This is a genomic window from Lacibacter sp., from assembly GCF_057361365.1.
The window spans coordinates 18,897-41,343 of record NZ_JBMQSG010000004.1 but is presented as its reverse complement, the minus strand read 5'-3'; the positions used below and the strand labels follow the sequence as shown (position 1 = coordinate 41,343).

Sequence of the window (22,447 nt, the reverse complement as noted above, 5' to 3'; positions counted from 1 at the left end):
TCACATGTTTATTGGAGATATAAAAATTTGCATAAGAGCAGGGGAGTCGTTGATCATCGTACACCAACTCATCAGGCATAGGTAGCTCAACAATATTCAACTGTTTGCCATTTAACAAACGCATGCTTTGCAGTTGCTTTAAATTGTGTTGAAGAAGATCATAGTTTTCATCGGCTTTATTTTCTTCAATCACTGTTAATACGGTGTCTTCATTTACAAAACGAACGGTATCATCAATATGACCATCAGTATCGTCGCCCACAATACCTTCATCGATCCAGAGTATTTGTTCAACACCATAATAATTGATGAGGTATTCTTCAATTTGTTGTTGATTCAAATGGGGATTACGGTTTTTATTCAGCAAACATGCTGTTGATGTCATCAATGTACCTTTGCCATTAAATTCAACAGAGCCGCCTTCCATAACGATGCCCGGATTGAATACGGGTATATTGTAATGCTTACCGATAAGTGTTGGTACAACATCATCGAGATCAAACGGAGGATATTTTCCACCCCATGCATTATAACCCCAATCAACAATTACTTTTTTCTGTTCTGCATTGGGGTTGATGAGGAATGCAGGTCCATGATCCCTACACCATGCATCATTTGTTGGATGAAAAAAGAATTCCACTTTACTTAGATCAACATTTGCAGTTTGCAAATGACTTAATGCAAAATTTTTCATTGCCTCATCGGCAACATTAATACGCACCTGTTCACCTAATGTGAGTGTTTTAATAAACTCTGCGTAGTAAGGGAAGATGGTATGAATTTTTCCGGGCCAGCTTGCTTCTTTATGTGGCCAGCTTAACCAGGTGGCAACATGCGGTGCAAATTCAGCAGGGAAATAGTAACCGAGTTCTTTAGGAGTAAGTTTTGAGTTCATTGTTCTTTATTAATAGTTCATGGTCGACAGCTCTTGCTATGAACAATGAACCATCAACTATGAACAGTTTAATCTTCATCAATATATCTTTTTGTAATTGGCTGATAGGAATCAATTCTTCTGTCTCTTAAGAATGGCCAATGGGTACGGTAGCGATCACTCTTTGCCAGATCGATTTCCTGCACATGCACTTCTTCTGCATCATGTGATGCTTTATATAACAAGGTGCCAAACGGATTACTTACAAATGAACCGCCCCAGAATTTCATAGCACCATCCTGTTCAAGACCTACACGGTTTACACTCACAACATGCACACCATTAGCAACGGCATGACTTCGTTGAATAGTTTGCCATGCGTTGTATTGTTCGGTATTGGTTGCATCGTCTTGTTGTGTTGACCAGCCGATTGCTGTTGGGTAGAATAATATTTCGGCACCCATCAATGCAGTGATACGTGCAGCTTCAGGATACCATTGATCCCAGCAAATGAGTACACCAATGCTCGCAAATTTTGTTTTGAAAATTTTATAACCAAGATCACCCGGTGTGAAGTAAAATTTTTCGTAATAAGCCGGATCATCAGGAATATGCATTTTGCGGTATTTGCCCAGGTAAGTACCATCAGCATCAAGCACTGCTGTTGTATTATGATACAAACCCTGTGTGCGTTTTTCGAACAATGATGCAATGATCACCACACCCAATTCTTTAGCAACAGCACTTAATGCATCTGTTGACGGGCCGGGGATAGCTTCGGCCAGCAAAAAATTATCATAGTTTTCTTCATCGCAGAAATATAGCGATGTAAACAACTCCTGCAAACAAACGATCTGTGCACCTTTAGCAGCAGCCTCTCTTGTTTTAGCAATAGCCTTTTGCAGGTTCTCTTCTTTATTGGCTGTGCAATTCATTTGCAACAACCCTACTTGTACTTTACCCATAGTGTTTCTTATGACGTGCAAAAGTACAGAATAGTTGGGAGGTGTGGATAACAGACGGTCGAACAAAAAAAATCCGTGTAGCTTTTACCACACGGATTTTCAATATCAAGTTATTTATTACTTACGCCGAATTTCTAGCCGCATTAATAATACCAAAAGAACTGCGGATGATGAGCTTTTCGTATGCTGCTTTATGTGGCGATTGCTGTCCGTTTAACTCCCTGCATTTGGCAATAGCATATTGCTGAATGGTAATGAGTGGCATCACAATACGTTCACGCATTTGAATAGATAATTGTTCAACAGGATAATCTTCCATCAACTCTGTATTGCCGCTCAGCAATAACACATACTTCTTCGTGAGTTCGTATTCGTTGTAAATCTTCTGCCATATTTCCCCATACACCGGATGATCACGCAGGTATTCAGTTAACGGAAAGAAACATTTCTTCATCGCCATCTCACAATTATCCATCAATGTTTTAATGAACAGTGAATTTTGATAGAGTTGTTTTATTTCTCCAAAACGCCCTTGATCATCCAGGGCTTTTAATGCCGTGCCTACGCCATAATAACCGGTTACGTTTTGTTTTATCTGGCTCCATGCACCCACATAAGGAATGGCACGAAGGTCTTTCAATTCAAGGCGTGATGAGCCGCCACGTTTTGCAGGTCGACTGGCAATGTTGGTATCGCTATAATATTTCAACGGACTCACATCAACCAGGTATTGCATGAAGTATGGATGCTTCTTCAATTCAACATAAGCATCAAAACTATTCTTCGCTACTTCCACAATCAAATCTTCTTCTTCTTTTTGCAGTGCTTTGGTGGATGAGAATAGATCGTTACTGATACCTGCATTAAGCAATTGCTCAATATTGAATTGCGCAGAATCATGTGTGCCGAAATTTGAACTAACTGTTTGCCCCTGCACCGTCAACTGAATTTCTTTATTTGAAATCTGTTTGCCCATTGATGCATAGAAGCGATGCGTTTTACCACCACCACGTGCAGGAGGGCCGCCACGTCCATCAAAGAACACAACATTATAACCATACTCACTTGAAATGCGGGTGAGTTCTTCTTTTGCTTTAAAAATTCCCCAGTTGGCCATGAGATAACCACCATCTTTTGTTCCATCGCTGAAACCAAGCATGATGGTTTGTTGTTTCTTGCGTTGTAATAAATGCTCTTTGTACGCTTCATTTTCATACAACGCTTTCATAACGATAGGAGCTTGTTGCAGATCTTCCACTGTTTCAAACAAAGGAACAATATCAATTGGCATAACTTCTTTACTCCAGCCGCTTAACAACAACAACTGGAATACTTCCATTACATTTTCAGCGCTTGTACATTGGCTGATAATATAACGGTTACATCCATCTTCACCATTTGCCTGCTGAATGTTGCGGATGTTTTTCATTACATCCAGTGTTTCTTTCACCAATTCATCTGTGGCTTTATTTTCAGTGTTGATCTTATAGCCCGGTAAGTAAGGGAAATCAACATTGCTTTCTTTTGATGCAATGTTTGCCAATACCTGTTTGTGCACGGAGCTATCCTGGCGAATATCCAGCGAAGCAAAATGCAAACCGAATAACTGAACCCGGTTAATGAGTTGTTCAACCGATAGCTGGAACAAACCATTGTGCTGATGAATAAGAATGCTGCGTATTTCAAGTAACGTAGCAAGAATTTCATCTTTGCTTAAACTTGTTGTATGACCGGGAATAAAAATATTATCATATAATTTCTTCTCCAGCCCGGCGAGTAAAATATCAACTCCTGTAAACGTGAGCCTGCGTTTTAAACGGCGCACTTCCAGGTAATAACATTTTATAATTGAGCCACGCAACAGCGATGCTACTTTCAATGTAATGTCGGTTACCACAAATGGGTTTCCATCCCTGTCACCACCCGGCCAAAATCCCATGCGGATGAGTGGTTGGTTGAAATCAATCCCTAACTGCAATTGCGTTTTAATAGAAGTATAAATTTTTCCTGCAGCTGCATAAAAAACATTCTCAAGGTACCAGATCAAGCTTACAGCCTCATCATACGGAGTGGGGCGTTGCTTTTTTAAGAAAGGGGTTTTACCCAACTGTTGCAGGTACGTATTGATAAGCCCTGCATTATTATCACTTAGGGCTTTCGACAAGTCATGAATAATACCAAGCACTGAGCCTGGATAAAACTGGGTAGGATGCGCTGTTAATACTAAACGAATACAATAGTCATTCAGCTTTTGCTCCAGTTCTTTTTCTTTATGTTTTGACTGTACTTCGTTAAACAGTTGTTTTAATGAACCGGAACCCTGCATATCATTTACTTCACGAAATGACGCATCTTCCAACGCATCAAACAATACGATCTGGCGCTCGGCATATTGCACAAAACGAAAAAGCAGATCGATCTGTTCCTGTTCTTTTTGATACGTTGTGTGACGGTTGAAGAAATCTTCAAGTATTTCAACAGGGCTAAGTTTTTTCTTATACCCATCTTCACTATTGGTGAGAAGTAAAGACAATAAAATACCTGTCCGTTCAATACGATGAAACGGAAGAGATGTAAATAAACTGTTGTAGAGTTGAAACCTGATCCCTACGAGGTTCTTAAATTGTTGCAGACTTGCTGCATGTGAAAATGACATGGTAATCCTGTTTTAAAAGCAGGCAATCGTGGTGCGAAAGATAAAAAGAAATGAAGGGTTGAAAAAATTTGTTTACGCAAACGATAAAGCCGCCTTACGGGGCGGCTGTGTCTTTCAAGATCAGACTGAAGAATTATAGGTGTGACTAATAACGAAGAAGTGTTTTTAAAGGCCGTTTACGATTAATAAGGGTTCATGGTTAAACAAATGTTTGTCATCAGTTGCCTGCAAAAAGCAGGATTGCGTTGTATGCTTGCTATTGTTTGTTTTTATTTTCACTCCAGGCAAATGAACGGTAGTAAATTGAAACAGGTCGTTCTGCACGGTGTGCGTTAACGTCATCGCTTTATCTGAAAACGAAGTTTTATTTCTCATCACTACTTCTCATAGTTAGCAAATGCACCGGGCGATGTTGCAGTATTGATCACTCCATTAACATACGAATAATCAACAGACATCACAGAAGTGCCGTTTCCATTTATAAACTGGCTGGTATGATTGGTTAGTCGCTTGTTTGCATCGTAAGTATACGATCGAAAATCCGTAGGGCTTGATGAAATTTTTGTGATTTGCTTTAATACTTGCCGGGGCTCGTTTGCAGGTTTCTTACAGGAGCTGACAAATAAAATGATAAGGCTGATGATGGTAAAAGTGCATCGCATAGATTTGTATTTTACTATTCAACATCTTTCGATAACATTCCGCTGCATGAACGTTTATAAAAGATGATAAGGTTTAACAGTTATTACTGCCGGGCAAATATTCTTCATTCGCTTTGTTTCGGAAACCACATATAGATGTGAAAAATGATCAAGCTGCCGATAAAACCGACAGTCGGTTTTCTTCCACCTGTTTCAAGGTTTTTTCAATTTGCAGGAAATGCCGTTGCTCATGGGCAATAAAGAAACGGAAGGTGTCGCCCAGTTTCAGTTTAATGAGTTTGGTCAATGAAATAGGAACACGATTGTATTCAAGATTTGCTGTTCGGGCAATTTGTAGCAGGTTAAGCAAATGATGTTGATGATTGATAAACTCACTCAACATTGCTGTTACATCGGGTTGAGCCGAAGGAACTGCATTTGCCGGAGATTTCATTTTACTTTTTATGCTCTTATCATCTGTGGGTTTCATCAAGTTAGTAAAGTAATTGCCCAACCAACCAGGTTTGAAATTCACCGACTGTCCTGATTGATTATGATGAAGCGATGTTTCAATTGCATTGATGTAATAGCGTGCATAAATATTCAAATGCTCCAGCACCTGCGCCGCACTCCATTTGCCCGGTTGTGGTTGCTGCAAGAGCAAATTTGCATTACGGTTTTGTAAAGCGGTGCATTGCAGCAATATTTCACGCACATGGGTTTGTAAAATTTCAAGTAATACGTAGCTGTTGATCTGTTTCATATCTCGTAATTTTCTACAAATTTCAATTGTAGCAACAAGATGATTGTTGGTAAAAACCAAGATTTACAGATCAGAGTTTAACAGAGCCAAGCAGTTTGCTGAAATTAGTGGCATCCATGCCCAGGTAAGAAGCGATGTATTTATGCGGCACCAGGTTGAGAATGTGCGGACTTCTTTGCAGCAGCGTTCTGAATTTTTCTTCGTTGGTAAAACATTGCAGTTCGATGTGCCGCTGCAACGCACCTTTTAACGCATATGCGGTTGCTTTAAATAACAATTGCTGAATATGAGGTGAAGACTTTGCCATTTGATCTACCGCATCGTACGAAATGCGTAAGAACCGGCTGGCTGTTAAGGTTTCAAGAAAATATAAAGAGGGAGTTTGTGTAAGAAAGCTATCCGCCACTCCGCTAAAAGAAGGAGGGTAAGTGAAGACGATGGTGGCTTCTTTATTTCCATCACCAATATAAAAAGCCCGCTGCAATCCTTCTAATACAAAATAAAGAGTTCGCTCTGTTTCACCGGCAGCTGTAAGAATTGTTTTCCGTTTAACGGTCAATGGCTGCCAGCCGGATGTAAAGCGTTCCAACTCTGCTACAGGGAGTGGCGATATCTGCTGCACAAATTTTTTAAGCAATTCAATTTCCATCTTGTTAAAGATAGGAAATGCCTTTGGGCAAAACCAGGTCAGTTATTTTCAGGATTGGCTATACAATTGATCAACAGGTAACCAAAGCCTGTGCCTGTTGGTACAACATAGATATGAGCCCACATTAGGTCGTTCATAAAAAATGTTTTTAGTAATGGTATAAACGAAACTGATGTGAAGATAGATTGGAGTAACACCGGAATCAATCGCATAGTTGTGTGAATTGAAGATGCCGTTGCATGAAATGATGTGATACAGCATCACATATTGTTGCCGCTAATGAGTTGGATTGAGTAAAGCGTAGCAGATTAGACTAATATAGTTCCCGTTTTTTATTTCACATTCACGATGTGTGCCTTCACAGGTAAAACCAAGCTTTTCCAGCAATGTAATGCTTGCTTCGTTGCCTTCTTCTACAATGGCTTCTATCCGATGAACGGCAAGTTTTTTGAAAGCGTAGTTACATATTTCCCTGACTGCTTCACCCGCAAATCCTTTACCCTGCATTGGAGGCAATAACCAATAACCAATTTCAATGCAGCGATGTTGTGCACTGTAATTATTTAATCCTCCGTTGCCAACAACAATTGAAGGATCATCTTTAGGACAGATGGCCCACCAAACACCAGTGCCGTTTTCGTAAATTGAATTGTAAAAATCGAGTTGAGTCTGTACTTCAGGGAGTGAATGATACGCTACCGACATATACCTGTTCACCAACGGATCGCTATAGCCCAGCAATACAGCAGCAGCATCTGCTTGCTCAACCTTGCGGAGCAATAAACGTTCTGTTTGTAAAACGGGAAAGTTCATACTGCAATTTACAGCAGCTTATCCTTAAATGCTTTTGCTACTGCTTCACTCTTTGAATTTACGTGGAGCTTTTCGTAGATCTTTTTGATATGACTGCGAACGGTATCAATGGAGATAAACATTTCAGATGCAATCATTTTATAACTATACCCATCCACCAACAATTGCAACACCTGTTTTTCCCGGTCGCTTAAATTATAATCTTCATTTTGTGTAGTGCTTACTTGTGAAAACATTTTGAGCACCTGTGTTGCAATAGATGCCGTCATAGGTGCGCCGCCGCTTGCAGCTTCTTCTATATATTCGAGCAATTTAGCAGGAGGCGTTTTCTTAAGTACATAACCATTAGCCCCACTGCGTATGGCTTCAAATACATTTTTGTTATCATCAAAAACAGTGAGCATCAATATTTTTACATCGCTGTTCTTTGCTCTTATTTTTTTCAATCCTTCAATACCATTGGTGCCGGGCATATCAATATCCATCAAGATAACATCCGGTTTCCAGGCATCCACTTCATCGGTTACATTGTCGCAGTTTTTATAGGAAGCCAATACTGTAAATCCATCACTCCCGTCAATCAGCATCGTAAGACCCTCACGCAGCTGCGGATTATCTTCATACAGCATTACTTTTATCATGTTGTTATTGTTTATACAAATTTAACATTAACCTCTCCACTACCAATCACATAAATATGTGCTTGTTTATCAGAATCCTCGTCCGCCGGTCATCACTGCATACGCTCTTGGAACAAACCTTCGCAACATAGCTCCCACCCAAATACAAATGCAAAGTGTAATGAAGGGTATAAACAGGTAACAAACCAAACGATAATAAGGAATGGCTGTGCTGTTCATTAACGCCCACTTCATTACATACGGAAGTAGCGGTACGTGCATTCCGAAAATGAAAAAAGAAAAACCACTTGCATAGTTGAACCATTCTTTTTGGGTGAACCACCTGATCACTTTATCGGCACCAAACCACATGGCCATGATACCTGCGAGAACAGAAAGCTGGTAAATAATAATGAGCGGAATCCATGATGACCATACATTCGGCTCCAGTTCAAAGGCCATAAAAGTTTTTATGATCGACAGGCCCACAAAAAGAATGAGCGCCAAACCAAGACTGAACCATTTTGGTTCTGTTTCAATCGAGAAATTTCTTTTTTGTATCCAAACACCAAGTGAAAAGAAAAACAGTCCCCTGAAATCAATAAACGGAATATTAAAGACTGTAATAAAAAACAACACGAAAGTAAATGGCAACCAGATATAAGGCAGCTTCACAACCATCCAGCGAATTGCAGGATAAAGAAGGTTAAAGAAAAACAATGCCATAATAAACCACAACTGGTACGAAATAGGCGCCAGCACTAATCGTTCTAACATGCCAAGCCAGCCAATTTCAGTATACGGAATATTCCTTCCTAACTGGTCGAGTTGTGATGCATAAACCACGTTTGCAGTGTAAGGAAACTGTTGTAATAAAAATGTAAACAATAATCCCAATGCACTCCAGATAAAATAAGGAATGATAAGCGTACGAAACCTGTTCTTCACCTGCTGCTTGTACGGCCTATGATCATAAGTGGCATATAAATAACCGGAAATGATAAACAACATGGGTATACGGAAACGAAGCAAACCATTGGCAATAAAGTATTCGAAAAAAGTTGTGAAAGTAAGCGGCTCCTGCATTGTGCTGAACGGCGCCAGGTAAGTATCATTTAAATTATACCCATGCACATAAGCCAGCAGTGCAATACACACAAACGTAAAGAAGCGGAATTTTTGACTGAGTGTTCGGGTCATTGCAGTTAGTTGAATGGTACAGTTAATCGCACTTCCGTTCCCTCTCCTTCTTTTGATGTTAGTTGAAGTTTTCCGTTTAATGAATCGGTACGTTTTTGCATATTGCCCAATCCATTTCCTCCATCTGCTGTTTTTACATCAAACCCAACTCCGTTATCTTTCACTACCAAAATGAGTTTTTTGTTCTCGACAAATACATGCACAACGGCCTTACTGCATTTTGAATATTTGGCTGCATTATTTACCGCTTCTTTAAAAATGAGAAAGAAATCCCGTCGACCTTCCATATCAATCTTTGCTTCATTTACATCCTCACCAGCTTTAAACTCAAGATCAATTTCTTTTGCTTCAAATACATTCGTTGCAAACTCACGCATGCGTGCCACCACTTTTTGCATAGTATCATTGGCAGGTTTGATGGCCCATACAATATCATCCATCGCTTCCATCATACGTTGACTGTTATCACTGATTTTATTAATGTATTCGCCGGTTTTAATGGTATCTGAATTCAATTTTGCTTTTGCCATTGAACTAAGTATATTGATGGTGCTGAGTGTGCTTCCCATATCATCGTGCAGATCACGTGCAACACGGTTACGTATTTTTTCCACAGCAAATAACCGATTAAGACGAAGCCTGTGCATACTATACGCAACCAATGCCACAATTAAAAGCAAGGTGGTAATAAACCATTTTGTTCGCCAGAAAGGTGGCTTAAGGAAAATGTTTAAGCTGCTGATATTTTTCGATTCCAGTCCATCAAGGCTTTCTGCTTTTACTTTAAAGGTATAATGCCCCGGTGCTAATGCAGTAAAAGGAACAGATAAACGGTCGGCTCTTATCCAATCTTCATGCAGGCCTTCCATTTTATAATAGTAAATGAATTTTTCCCTGTTCATAAAATCAAGACAGGCAAAACTGATAGTAAAATTATTCTGATCAGGCATTAATCTTACTTCGGGCAAACGTTGTAATGAGTCGAGCAATTGGTATTCGCTTCCCAACATAAAATCTGTTAATGTAACATCGGGCGGCGGACTACTCCGGCGAAATACTTCCGGTTTAAAAAACAGCAAACTGTTTACGCCTGCAAACATCACAAATCCATCGCTGCATATATAATCAGCTTTATCTGTTACTTCACCCATTAAAATGCCATCCTTGTTACCATAGCTGGTAAAACGCCTGCGCACATGATCGTAACGTGACAAGCCCTTATGAGTAATGATCCATAGATAACCATTTCTATCAAGCCGTAATCGTTTGACTGAATTTGAAGGCAATCCTTCACGCCAGGTAACCTGTTGCACTTTACCCGTTTTTTTATTGATGATGTTGAGTGCTTCCGTTGCTGCATAAATAATACTGTCATTCAATTGCTCAAGATCATTACAGGTGTTAGCGAATAACTGGCCTTCGCCTTCATCGGAACTATAGTGCTGTTCAACTTTATCTGTAACTGTATTGATGGCATATACACCTTTGTCCTGCGTGGCGATCCATGCCCATCCTTGTTTGTCAATTAGTATTTTGTAAATGATAGCACCTTGTCCAAGATCAAGTATTAATTTGTAATCTGTACCATCATATTTAATAATGCGGCCGGCCTGTGTACCAAACCAAAGTTTATTCTGACTATCTTCTACAATATATCGCACGGTACGCTTATCAAAAATTTCAGGACGTTGATAATCTGTTTTACCGGTAGCAGGATCATAGATCATCAACTGCCCGTTCTGGCAACCAATAAAAATTTTTCCTGTTTGCTTTTGCTGACACATGCTCCATGTTAACCTGTAATTAGTTTCGGTAACATCATCGAACGATGGCATGTTTTTATAAAGAGGCGAGGGATAAGTTTTGAAATTTTTATTAAAGGTGAGAATACCTTTACCCCATGTACTCAACCAATAGTCGCCATTCTGTAATTCTGTGAGATCGGTTACACTATAATACCCGGGCAATTGCGATAAATAAATGTTTGTTATATCAGTGGAGAATGTTGACGTGTAATACAAACCCTGGTCGGTAGCGATCCATACAACATCATCCCTGTCTTCGAATAATTGATTCACTGCGCCATAGCGTATTCCGTAGTTATCGAGATGCTGTGTTCGGTGCAGCTGAAAGTTTTTGGCGATGGCATCTTTCCTGTTATCAAGACTATACAAATTGCCGGCACCATAAATCCATAAAATACCATTCTTTGTTTGATAAAAACTCCGCAGCTCAGCATAAGAAGTATTTACACCGGCAAGCCCTGCAGTATCATTCAATGGATATTTACCTGTTGCATCAAAACAATTAAACTGTTGCGAGCCTGCCCAATTAAATACCCAATGTCTTCTTTGCTGATCAATATAAAAATCAGAAACACTTGATTGTACTTTTGTATTATTCAACAAAGCAAGGTTAGCAGGATTATAATTCTTGTTCCACATTTGCTTGCTTGCTTCATCATACACTGCAAGACCGCTATCACAAACAATCCAGTATTGTTTTTTTAGTTTATCATGAAATGTATTGAAGGTTGCCTTCCACTTTTTGGGCAAATTATTGAGTGGAGTATTTTCTGTAAATGCATTTACTACTTTATCGTACCGTAGTATTTTTCCATAATGGTGAATATTAATATAAGTTTCACCATACGCATCCTGCCACATCCTGTATTCCGAACGTGGGGGCATTGCTGAAGAAGTTTTGACAGGCACTTTCCGATAGCTGTAAGTGGAAGGATTAAAAATACCAAACTCCTTTACAGAATAAGCCGCCAGCCACATGCTGTTACTATCTGCAGGTAAAATTTGATTTACTGTAACGGTTGGCAATGGATCGCCTTTTGTACCATCGGGGCTAAACGTTACAAACTTGGCGCCATCGAAACGTTGCACACCATTACTTCCACCCACCCATATGTAACCTTTCTTATCCTGGTAAATACTATAAATCACATTTGATTGGAGGCCGATACCATCATCGGTACTGATGCGGTTGAATGCATAAGAAAAACGTTGCGCTGAAAGAGAAAGCACAGCAAACAGGAAAAAAACAAAGGATACAAATACTCTCATGCGGTTGTTACTTCTTCAAATGTAAACAACGGTTTCAATATTCGGCCTCCTCCAATGCAAAACCACATGATTATGTGGTGCTATTGCTGTAACCAAACCAAAATGTAGTGTCAGCAAGGGTTTCAGGCAATGCCTGAATACCATTTCAACATGTTTATGCGATTGTTTTCGTTTTTTTCATGTCGCATCTTTGCCTTGTTAAACTTATCATCAAAAAATGGCTGCAAAGCCGCAAACCTTATTATCATGAAACAATTATTCATCCTCTTCGCCAGTGTGCTCACAATAGCCACTGCAAAAGCAGAAAGCATTACCAGGGAAATTGATTTAACCGCACCTGTTAACATTATTGAAGTAAGCGACGAAATTAACGTGGTGCTTACACAAAGCAGTGAAGCAAAACTCCGCATCACTGGCGAAGAGAAAGACAGCAAAGCAGTTTTGCTTGATCAAAAGAACGGACGTGTTAGACTCTTAAGTAAAAAAGGTTCATTAAAAAACATGGTAACTGTTTATGTTCCTGTTCAGAACCTGAGCAAGCTCGTTATCAACGGGAGATCATATGTGCGCAGCAATGGAATTATTGCATCAAAAAAACTATTGGTTACTGTTGCAGGTGAAGCAAAAATTGAGATTAACAACCTTGGCGACATTGCTTTTGAAGCTGACCAGGATATTGATCTGCAGGTAAAAAAATGGAACACCTCCTACAACAGGCAGTAAGCTTTTTCGCAAAAGAAAAAGCCCATTTGCGAAAGCATGTGGGCTTTTTGCATTTAATGCAAAACGGTTAATTCGCTGTTTAATACAGTTCAGTCAACAATTTTGGCTGTTCACATATTTATGCTATTGTGTAGCTATATACGCATTCTATATTTGTTATGCGATCAGTTGATCACAAAAAAAACAAATACTCACATGAAAAAAGGTATTTTAATTATAACAGTTTTAGGTGCCTGGCTCCTGGTAAAAAACCCGGAGTATATGCTGGATGGTGGAAGGGTAAAAACTGTGCGGACATTTCGATTGAATGGAACAGCAATTTGTGTTATAGATTACAATTATAACAGCAAGGGTCAAATGATCGAATGGAAAGAAGTGTATAGTCAGCCAGCTGTAGACCAACCAAAAGAAACGAAACAAATATTTGAGTATTATGCCGATGGAAATGTAAAGCAGATGAAATACTATGTGAAGATGACAAACGATGGAGATTTTGTGTTAGGTGGAACGACGCTGTATGATCAATACGATCAATTTAAAAATTCCGAGATATCATTTCCGGGAGCTGTTTATCTGCCTGGTATTTTGTTTCAGAAAAATAATGTCGGCCGCATACGAAATTATGCAGCTACCGGGGAGTTATACCAGACAAGCACCTTTGCATACACGTATGATGCCGATGGTTACCCTGCCACAAAATTGTTTAAAGACGATAGAAGCACCATCGAAGTTTTGTTTACCTACCATTATTAATTCTTTTTGAGTGGTAGGTTAAAAAGGGGATCTTGAAAAAGATCCCTTTCACATATTCATGTGATTGTTACAGGCTGGCGATGTGGGTACATTTAGCCTATGAAACTTATCATCTTTCTATTCGCATTTGGCTTGCAACATTCATTTGCTCAACTTCCAGCCGCAAAAAAGCAACAGGTTGACAGCCTTATTCAACAATATATTGAAACAAAACAGTTTTCAGGTTGTGTGCTTGTGGCAAAGAATAATGAAGTGCTGTATCAACACGCATTTGGCTATGCCAATAGGGAACAAAAAGTAGACAACCGTCTGACTACAAATTTTAATATTGCTTCCATGGGTAAAACCTTTACTGCAACACTCATTATGCAGTTGGTGCAGGAAGGTAAATTGTCGGTTAATCAAACACTTGCTTCTATATTACCGGAATACAAGGTGAAGAAAGCTGATAGCATTACAGTTTGGCATTTGCTTACGCATACATCAGGCGTTGGGAATTACATGTCGCATGTAAATTTTGAAGCCCAACGTCATCAGTTAAAATCATTAGATAATGTGTTGCCTTATGTAGTTGAGATGGAACCAACGCTGAGTTATGTTGGGCAACGCCATGATTATTCAAATTCAGGATTTATTCTGTTAGGAAAGATCATTGAGAAGTTAACGGGCAAATCGTATATGCAAAATATGGAAGAACGCATTTTTAAACCGGCCGGCATCAAAAATTCTTATATTCATTATCCTGCCACATTCAATGCACCTGTTGAAGCAACACCTTATCTTGCGTATACTTCAAAAACATTTGTGAATGCAGCGGCTGAAGAGTTTCCCGCCTTTTCTGATGGTGGCATGCAATCAAATGTGCTCGATCTCTACCAATTTGCAAAAGGTTTACTGAACGGAAAACTTCTCTCAGCTACAATGCGTGATAGTATGTGGAAGGGAAAAGTGGAAGCGGGTCGTGGAAATAAATATAGTTTCGGCTGGGTGGAGGAACAAAATGATCTTGCAAAAACAGTGTTTAGTCACAGCGGTGGAGGAAAAGGTTTTTCATCTGATCTTAAGATTGTGAAAGAGGATGGATATATCGTAATCGTATTGATCAATAACCGGGTTAATCCACGTGAAGTAGCGGGTAATATCTTAAAAATACTTTATGACAAAGATGTTCGGAAGCCTGAAAAATACCTGGAGAATATATTGATGGAGGTAACCGATGAAAAAGGCTTCGAGTATGTGCATTCAAATTATAATTCGATTTTGAAGGAAAAAGGTTTTGACAAAACTCCCAACCCATGGGTGTACATCATGTATTCCGATATGTTTGAAACAATGAAAGAGATTGATAAGGCATTTACGGTTGTTGAAATGGGTAGAGAAGAATTTCCCAAAGAGCCGGCGATGTACAATGTAACAGGACAGCTGTATGTGAATCAAAAGAAATATAAAGAAGCTGCAGAATGGTTTAATAAAACCCTGACCATAAACCCTGGCGATGAATATGCCATAATGATGCTGAAAAACATCAGCAGTAAACTATAGAAGGGTAAATACAATATTGGGTTTCTCTTTTATTAATATCTTTTTTATGAAATATTTCTTAAACCTTATCATTCTTTTTCTTCTTGCACTGTGTAATGCAAGCGGCCAGGTAACAAAAGAACAAAAATCAGAAGCGATCGACAGCGTCATTAAGCTGATGAATGAACGCTATATTTTTCCTGCAACTGCTAAGGATATTGAATTACACTTACGTAAGCAGCAAACAAAAAATGCCTATGATACAATCACCAACGCTGATGTGTTTGCTGCTGCTCTTACTGCCGACATTAGAAGTATTTGTAACGATAAGCATGTAAGCATTGGCTATTCTGCTGCGCCTTTACCGGTTGATAGGAGCAAAAACATGATGCAGATACCCGAAGAAGAACGCAAGAACTTTTCTGAATTTCTCCGTTTTGAAAATTATGGAGTAAGAAAGATCGATATTCTGAAAGGAAATATTGGTTACATCGATTTTAAATTTATGTGCGGCACCGAGTACGCCGGTGATTTTTATGCGGCCATGATGAATTACATCAATCACACTGATGCACTCATCATCGATTTTCGTCGTTCGAACGGTGCTATGAGCGACAACGTGATCCCTTTTCTCTGCAGTTATTTCTTTGCCGATAAAACACATCTGAATGATCTGTATTGGCGGGAGGGTAATTTTACACAGCAGTCGTGGACACAGGTGGTAGTACCCGGAAAAAAATATCTCAACAAGCCAATTTATGTGTTAACCAGCGGAGGTACTTTTTCCGGAGCTGAAGAGATGGCCTACGATCTAAAAAATTTAAAACGTGCAACACTTATTGGCGAAGTGACCGGTGGTGGTGCAAATCCCGGTGGCTCAGTGAACCTGACAAAGCACTTCGGGATGTTTCTGCCCGTTGGTCGTGCTATCAATCCCATTACAAAAACAAACTGGGAGGGAGTGGGTGTGCAGCCTGATACAATGATCATGAGCAAACTTGCATTGCAAAAAGCGCATATACTGGCAATGAAAAATAGTTTTAATACCTCAACCGATCCAGGCTGGAAGGAGGAGCTAACCCGTTTAATTGCGCAGGTAGAAAAAGATTCACCTGTTTTTACAAAAGTTACATTCCGATTAAAAGGATATGCCGGCGCCAGGAATGTTTCAGTGGCGGGAACCTTTAACGACTGGTCTCCTTCATCTGCAAAAATGAACAGACAAGGTGATGAGTGGATAGTTGAAACAATTGCGGAGCCCGGAAAACATATGTACAAGTTTGTGATCGATGGACAATGGATTATTGACCCCGCCAATAAAGTAACTGAAACAGAAAATGGTTATGAGAATTCAGTTGTTGTTGTAAAATAATGTCATCATCTAAATCACATATTTATGTGGTGAAAAATAAAATTCCGTTGCGGCATCTTTGCCAAGTCATAATCAATAGAAGATTTACAAATGCTAACCTTGCACCTGAGACCTGTACAACAGGTCTTTTTTTATTTCACATATTTATGCGGTTGTGCTGCAACGTTAGTGTCTGCATCTTTGTCAAGTCAGTAAATCATTAAACCTTATCATTATTATGAAATTCAACTTCAAATCAACAGCATTGCTGTTCGCTCTCGTTGTTAGCACCACACTTATCTTTAGTTCTTGTAAGAAGCCCACTTCTGAACCAATTGCAAGCACAAAATTAAAAACGGTGATGTCGCCCGACAACCAGATTTCATTTACCTATAATGCAAATGGCAGCATTAAAACAGCCGCAGTTAAAAATGATCTTGTTACTTCCGGCAATCTTGTTAACTACCAGGTAAGTTATACTGCTGCAGGTAAGATCAGCGAAATTACTTCTGATGAAGATATGCGTATCATACCCATTTATCAGAATGGCGTGCTGGTTGAAGCATCATTTGAAACATTGGATGGCATTGAGCTTTTTGTTACCACTTATTCTTATGAAAACAATCATTTGAAAACAGTTGAGATCAATTCAGCTGCCGGGCAAGCCTGGTTAAAATTTGTTTTCACAAACAATGCTTCAGGCAACGTGGAGAAAACAGAATTCTTTTCGCAGAATCCATTAAATCAAAATGAATTTGTATCGGGTGGTACGGTAACGTATACCTACGATAATAAAACCAATCCTTTGTTCGCCGCAAAAGACTTATTGCATTTGCTCTGGGCCCCTGCTAATCCAAACAATACCCTTACTGAAATTCACAAGGACAACACAAACCAGTTGGAAGAAACGGTGAATTATACTTACCAGTACCATTCAAACGGTGTTCCTAAATCGGCAGTAATGCAATCAACAGTTGTTGGACAAAATGCCGTAAATACAAATATCAGCTTCAGTTATTTCTGATCGTACAAATAGTTAGAGGTTTCAAGCATACAGTAGTTGGTCTCACCCGGGTATTTTTGCCCGGGTTTTTGTTTGGCTATAGCAAAAAAATTTAACCAGTTAGCTGTTGTGTGGTGGCATCAGGTAACGCATATCGGCTCGTTTGTTCTTTATAGAAAAGTAACAAGCCACTGAACATGCCAAAGGCTGCCACAAGCAACAATTGATTACTATAAGGAAACGGTTTAAAGAAAATGGCTGCGAGTCCCTGGCTCATTAATATTACTTCGTTTAAAAACATGGCTGATATAAAAAGCCAAAGGCCAGCAAACGCAAGCCTGGTGGGCAGGTAAACCAAACGGCTTTGTAATAAATAGCCAATGATGAAGACGCTTACAAACCCAAGCAATACGAGATGTAGAAATCCAATAACAATGGGGCGAACGCCAAATGCGTATTGATTGAGCGCAGGAATGGCTGAGAAACCTTGCATGATAATTTTAAGCGAAAAAGCCAGTAATGCAATAAGCCAAAGCAAGTGAACAGGAGGATGAAAGATGAGCCTGAACTGATGCCGCACCACTACAAGTAAACGAACAAAAATGAACAAAGCAACCACCTGAATAATTGCAGCTGCAGTACCGGTAGAAATCATCCAACCGGGTAAACGCATCCATAACATAGATAGAAACCAGGCTGGAACAAGAGCAATCAACAACAGGTAAAAGAAAATATTAACCCAACGAATATGCTCAACCTTCAGACGTTCCTTTATCTGAAAGAAGAATAAAGCAAAAATGGTAAACAGGAACCAACCATTGTATTGAAAATGCAGGTAGAAATAGACCGAGCCAAAATAAAGATCCTGGTTTATAATTTTATTAGCCATTAAGTAAGCAAGTAGAAAAGTACCTGCCGACGAAATAATATTGCAAAGCAAAGCGGTGTACAACCACTTTTTTTCGAAGCTTAGTTGGGTATTTGTTTTGATCATTCCCCATGTTACTGCTGCAAACCAGAACGAAACAAGGATAGATAAGGTTGAGAAAAATATAGATGGGGCAGCATAGCCCATAAAGGGAAACGTGAACAACATACCAAAACTGCTGATTTGTTGTGTCCACAATACCCGGTTAAATTTTTTCTGTTGTTGCTCGTTGGGTTTTAATACATGAATGATGCTGATGAAAAGCGCAAGCGATACCCAGCCGGAAAATGCAAAATGCGAATGGGCATGTAATAAATGTTTATGATCGATAAACGGAACTGGAAATAGAATCTTGTAACGCAACAATAAACCCGCCAGGGCCAGTAAAGTAAAATTGAAGAAGGCACGTTTGGCCCACAGTTGTGTAAAATTCATGTTTTAATCAAATGTTTTTCAAATTGAAAGTTTATTTCAGGAATGAATATGCGTATGCGCATATTAGCAAAAAACTTTGCCCCGTTCAATTTTCAAACGGCCATTTCGTTCCAGTTCACGAATGGAGCGAATAACAGTTTCAACTCTTAACCCCGTCATATCCGCAATTTGCTGGCGGGTAAGTTCTATTTTAAGTAATTCATCATCGGGAACACCTTTACCTTTTTTATATTCCTGTAACAGTGTGCTTACACGATGCATTGGACCATACGAAGAAATTTCTTTTGATATCAGCGATTTAAAACGAAGCCTGCGTGCAAGATTTTGTGTAAAACCAAAATGAATGTCGAAGTTCTCTTTCAGGAGTTGAAGAAAGTTTTCTTTACGTAAGCGTATTACCACTGAATTTTCATCCGCTTCCGCACTGGCAGGGTAAATGCCGCCATCAAACAAAGGTGGTTCACCAAAACTTTCACCTGCTTCAAACATGCCTTGTATAAATTCTTTTCCTTCATCGTTGCAATTGCACATTTTAATTCTTCCTTCCACCACCTGGTAATAAAAATGAGCAGGGTCTTCTTCATGAAAAAGAACCTGTCCCTTTTCAAGATTATGGAACGTTGCACCCCATGCTAGGAGCAAATCCTGGTCAATTAAAGCGGTGGTTGTTGCCTGCATAATGGATGCAAATTACTGTACTGCTGCTGGCCTGTTTCTGATAAATGGCAAACATATTACTGATGTTGATCAGTTTTTAACTCCTTTTCTAAACATTCTTTTGCCCATATTACTGATTGTAGTCAGTCAGTTGTTTTTATGACTGTAATCATATTGTCCTGTTTCAAGTGATAGTAATCTTGCCTTGTTAATTAATCTGCCAACTTAAAAAATTAAGCTCATGAAAAAAATGCTCATCGTATTCAGCTTCTTAGGTTTCATTTACGCCTGTGGTAATGAAGCTTCATCTGACAAAACATCAAGCACAGAAACTACCACCCAACCCACAACTGATAATGGTAATCCTTCTTACGATCCTGAAAGGGGTGCCGGAAAGTTTACGAACGTAGATGTAAAACCTGAACTCGATAAAGCAATGGCAGAAGCCGGAAGTAAAATTTATGATGTGAAATGTGGAAGTTGCCACAAGCTTACTGATGAGAAATTGGTAGGTCCCGGTTGGAAAGGTGTAACAACACGTCACAAGCCTGAGTGGATCATGAACTTTGTTACTAATGTAGACGAAATGCTGAATAAAGATCCAAAAGCAATGGCTCAACTTGAACTCTGCCTTGTTCGTATGCCCAACCAGAATTTAACCGATGATGACGCAAGACATGTATACGAATTCATGCGTAAGAATGATGGCGTAAAATAATACCGATCATTTTTTCTACCAGAAGAAAACTCTTAATTCAACAAATATGAACAGTTCTAAAAGAATGCTGACGATCCTGCTTGCTGTAGTGGCATTGCAGTGGATGTCATGTAAACCCAAAGGTGCTTCCACAGCCGCCGCCGGTGGCTCTGCTGAAAAAGCTTATGTTGCCCCGGGCAAGTACGATGAATTTTACAATTTTGTATCAGGTGGTTTTAGCGGACAAATGAGTGTGTATGGTTTGCCCAGCGGCCGTTTGTTTCGAGTAATTCCTGTATTTTCTGTTGATCCTGAAAAAGGATATGGTTACAGTGAAGAATCAAAACCGATGTTGATGACTTCAAATGGATTTGTGCCATGGGATGATCTTCACCATATTTCTTTCTCACAAACAAATGGTGAGATCGATGGACGCTGGACTTTCGGTAATGCTAACAACACGCCACGTGTTGCACGTATCGATAACACAACTTTCCGCACAGCAGAAATTATCGAATTGCCAAACAGTGCAGGTAACCACTCGTCTCCATTTATTACAGAGAATTCTGAATACCTGGTGGCTGGTACACGTTTCAGCGTTCCTATTGGTGATAACCAGGATGTTCCTATTTCATCATACAAGCAAAATTTCAAAGGTACTATCAGCTTTATCAGCATTGGTAAAGAAGGGGAGATGGATATTGCTTTTCAATTGTTATTGCCTGGCGTAAACTTCGATCTTAGTCGTGCAGGTAAAGGACCCAGCCACGGTTGGTTCTTCTTTAGCTGTTACAATAGCGAACAGGCAAATACTTTACTTGAAGTAAATGCATCGCAACGTGATAAAGATTTTATCCTTGCTGTAAACTGGAAAAAAGCAGAAGAATATCTGAAAGCTGGTAAAGGTGTAAAAAAACAAGTTCGTTATGCGCACAACAAATGGGATGAAGCAACGCATACTGCTAAACACGAGATCAGAACTGAAGTAACAGTGATCGATCCTGCCATCCTGAAAGATATCTGCTACTTTATTCCTTGTCCTAAATCACCTCATGGTTGCGATACAGATCCAACAGGTGAATACATTGTGGGCAGTGGTAAACTGGCAGCAGTTATTCCTGTATTCTCTTTCACAAAAATTCAAAAAGCAATTGCTGATAAAACTTATGATGGTGAATTTGAAGGAATTCCTGTTATTAAATATGAAGCTGCATTACATGGCGAAGTGCAAAAACCAGGTTTAGGCCCATTGCATACCGAATTTGATGGAAAGGGAAATGCTTATACTTCATTCTTCGTAAGTAGTGAAATTGTAAAATGGAATGTGAAAGATCTGAAAGTGCTTGATCGTGTTCCTACTTATTATTCTATTGGTCACCTTTCAATTCCTGGTGGCGATACACGTAAACCCTGGGGTAAATATGTTGTGGCTTACAACAAGATCACAAAAGATCGTTACCTCCCAACAGGCCCTGAGTTAACTCAAAGTGCACAGATCTTTGATATCAGTGGAGATAAAATGCAATTGATCCTCGACTTCCCAACTATTGGTGAGCCTCACTATGCAGGATCAATGCCAGCTTCATTGATTAAAGACAAGAGTGTAAAGATCTATAAAATTGATGCCAACAATCATCCTTATGTTTCAAAGGGTGAAAAAGAAGCAAAGGTTGTACGTGAAGGAAATAAAATTCATGTGTACATGACTTCTATCCGTTCACACTTTGCACCCGATAATATTGAAGGTGTCAAGTTAGGTGATGAAGTATATTTCCATGTAACCAACCTTGAACAGGATTGGGATGTGCCACATGGTTTTGCTGTGAAAGGTGCATTGAATGCAGAACTGCTCATTATGCCCGGCGAAACACAAACATTAAAATGGGTGCCTGAAAAAGTAGGCGTATTCCCATTCTATTGTACCGATTTCTGTAGCGCATTACATCAGGAAATGCAAGGTTACATTCGTGTATCACCTGCAGGAAGCAATGTGCCACTTACATTCAGCTTAGGTAAGCAAGGTGCAGATGCTGCCACACCTGAAAAAGCAGAGACTAAATAAAAGTTGAGGATAATTATCACGGGCCTGTTCTTACATACAGGTAAGACAGGCCCGTTTTTTTG

19 protein-coding genes are annotated in these 22,447 nt (G+C 39.5%); 7 read left to right on the top strand and 12 right to left on the bottom strand.

Going from position 1 to position 22,447, the window contains the following annotated elements:
• The 10 genes from ACO1QW_RS01960 to ACO1QW_RS01915 form a co-directional block, all read right to left on the bottom strand.
• A partial coding sequence (locus ACO1QW_RS01960; protein ID WP_486255193.1) for an agmatine deiminase family protein occupies positions 1-895 on the bottom strand: 895 nt, incomplete at its 3' end.
• Positions 896-963: 68 nt separating this feature from the next.
• Positions 964-1,839 carry a carbon-nitrogen hydrolase gene (locus ACO1QW_RS01955; RefSeq protein ID WP_486255191.1) on the bottom strand — a complete coding sequence of 292 codons (876 nt, stop codon included), beginning with the start codon at positions 1,837-1,839 and terminating at the stop codon, positions 964-966.
• Between the two features lie 121 nt (positions 1,840-1,960).
• Entirely contained in the window at positions 1,961-4,495 is a 2,535-nt protein-coding gene (locus ACO1QW_RS01950; protein WP_486255190.1) for a phosphoenolpyruvate carboxylase, read from the bottom strand.
• Positions 4,496-4,872: 377 nt separating this feature from the next.
• Positions 4,873-5,157, bottom strand: a complete 285-nt coding sequence (locus tag ACO1QW_RS01945) for a hypothetical protein (RefSeq protein ID WP_486255188.1) — start codon at positions 5,155-5,157, stop codon at positions 4,873-4,875.
• A gap of 148 nt (positions 5,158-5,305) precedes the next feature.
• The gene (locus ACO1QW_RS01940; RefSeq protein WP_486255186.1) at positions 5,306-5,899 is read right to left on the bottom strand and encodes a DinB family protein; all 594 of its coding nucleotides are present in this window, start codon (positions 5,897-5,899) and stop codon (positions 5,306-5,308) included.
• A gap of 70 nt (positions 5,900-5,969) precedes the next feature.
• Positions 5,970-6,548 carry a Crp/Fnr family transcriptional regulator gene (locus ACO1QW_RS01935; protein WP_486255184.1) on the bottom strand — a complete coding sequence of 193 codons (579 nt, stop codon included), beginning with the start codon at positions 6,546-6,548 and terminating at the stop codon, positions 5,970-5,972.
• Between the two features lie 276 nt (positions 6,549-6,824).
• Positions 6,825-7,361 carry a GNAT family N-acetyltransferase gene (locus ACO1QW_RS01930; RefSeq protein WP_486255182.1) on the bottom strand — a complete coding sequence of 179 codons (537 nt, stop codon included), beginning with the start codon at positions 7,359-7,361 and terminating at the stop codon, positions 6,825-6,827.
• A gap of 8 nt (positions 7,362-7,369) precedes the next feature.
• Positions 7,370-8,002, bottom strand: coding sequence for a response regulator (locus ACO1QW_RS01925; RefSeq protein WP_486255181.1), 633 nt, complete (start codon positions 8,000-8,002; stop codon positions 7,370-7,372).
• Between the two features lie 69 nt (positions 8,003-8,071).
• Positions 8,072-9,181 (bottom strand): acyltransferase family protein, encoded by a 1,110-nt coding sequence (locus tag ACO1QW_RS01920; protein WP_486255180.1) that lies wholly within the window; start codon positions 9,179-9,181, stop codon positions 8,072-8,074.
• Positions 9,182-9,186: 5 nt separating this feature from the next.
• Positions 9,187-12,255: a ligand-binding sensor domain-containing protein gene (locus ACO1QW_RS01915; RefSeq protein WP_486255179.1), complete on the bottom strand. Its 3,069-nt coding sequence runs from the start codon at positions 12,253-12,255 to the stop codon at positions 9,187-9,189.
• Between the two features lie 246 nt (positions 12,256-12,501).
• Here ACO1QW_RS01915 and ACO1QW_RS01910 point away from each other — a divergent pair, with 246 nt between their 5' ends.
• From ACO1QW_RS01910 to ACO1QW_RS01890, 5 genes are all read left to right on the top strand, one after another.
• The gene (locus ACO1QW_RS01910; protein ID WP_486255177.1) at positions 12,502-12,978 is read left to right on the top strand and encodes a GIN domain-containing protein; all 477 of its coding nucleotides are present in this window, start codon (positions 12,502-12,504) and stop codon (positions 12,976-12,978) included.
• 195 nt (positions 12,979-13,173) lie between these two features.
• Positions 13,174-13,731 carry a hypothetical protein gene (locus tag ACO1QW_RS01905; RefSeq protein WP_486255175.1) on the top strand — a complete coding sequence of 186 codons (558 nt, stop codon included), beginning with the start codon at positions 13,174-13,176 and terminating at the stop codon, positions 13,729-13,731.
• A gap of 99 nt (positions 13,732-13,830) precedes the next feature.
• Positions 13,831-15,273: a serine hydrolase gene (locus ACO1QW_RS01900; protein ID WP_486255173.1), complete on the top strand. Its 1,443-nt coding sequence runs from the start codon at positions 13,831-13,833 to the stop codon at positions 15,271-15,273.
• A 46-nt stretch (positions 15,274-15,319) separates the two neighbouring features.
• Entirely contained in the window at positions 15,320-16,624 is a 1,305-nt protein-coding gene (locus tag ACO1QW_RS01895) for a S41 family peptidase (protein ID WP_486255172.1), read from the top strand.
• A gap of 217 nt (positions 16,625-16,841) precedes the next feature.
• Positions 16,842-17,627, top strand: a complete 786-nt coding sequence (locus ACO1QW_RS01890) for a hypothetical protein (protein ID WP_486255170.1) — start codon at positions 16,842-16,844, stop codon at positions 17,625-17,627.
• 91 nt (positions 17,628-17,718) lie between these two features.
• On the opposite strand, the gene ACO1QW_RS01885 is transcribed toward ACO1QW_RS01890, so the two are convergent.
• Both ACO1QW_RS01885 and ACO1QW_RS01880 read right to left on the bottom strand, forming a co-directional pair.
• Positions 17,719-18,969 carry a hypothetical protein gene (locus tag ACO1QW_RS01885; protein ID WP_486255168.1) on the bottom strand — a complete coding sequence of 417 codons (1,251 nt, stop codon included), beginning with the start codon at positions 18,967-18,969 and terminating at the stop codon, positions 17,719-17,721.
• A gap of 63 nt (positions 18,970-19,032) precedes the next feature.
• Positions 19,033-19,647 (bottom strand): Crp/Fnr family transcriptional regulator, encoded by a 615-nt coding sequence (locus ACO1QW_RS01880; protein ID WP_486255167.1) that lies wholly within the window; start codon positions 19,645-19,647, stop codon positions 19,033-19,035.
• A gap of 220 nt (positions 19,648-19,867) precedes the next feature.
• Here ACO1QW_RS01880 and ACO1QW_RS01875 point away from each other — a divergent pair, with 220 nt between their 5' ends.
• Positions 19,868-20,344 carry a c-type cytochrome gene (locus tag ACO1QW_RS01875; RefSeq protein ID WP_486255165.1) on the top strand — a complete coding sequence of 159 codons (477 nt, stop codon included), beginning with the start codon at positions 19,868-19,870 and terminating at the stop codon, positions 20,342-20,344.
• A gap of 46 nt (positions 20,345-20,390) precedes the next feature.
• Complete coding sequence (gene nosZ, locus ACO1QW_RS01870; RefSeq protein ID WP_486255163.1) at positions 20,391-22,385, top strand: Sec-dependent nitrous-oxide reductase; 1,995 nt, start codon at positions 20,391-20,393, stop codon at positions 22,383-22,385.
• The last annotated feature ends 62 nt before the right edge of the window (positions 22,386-22,447 follow it).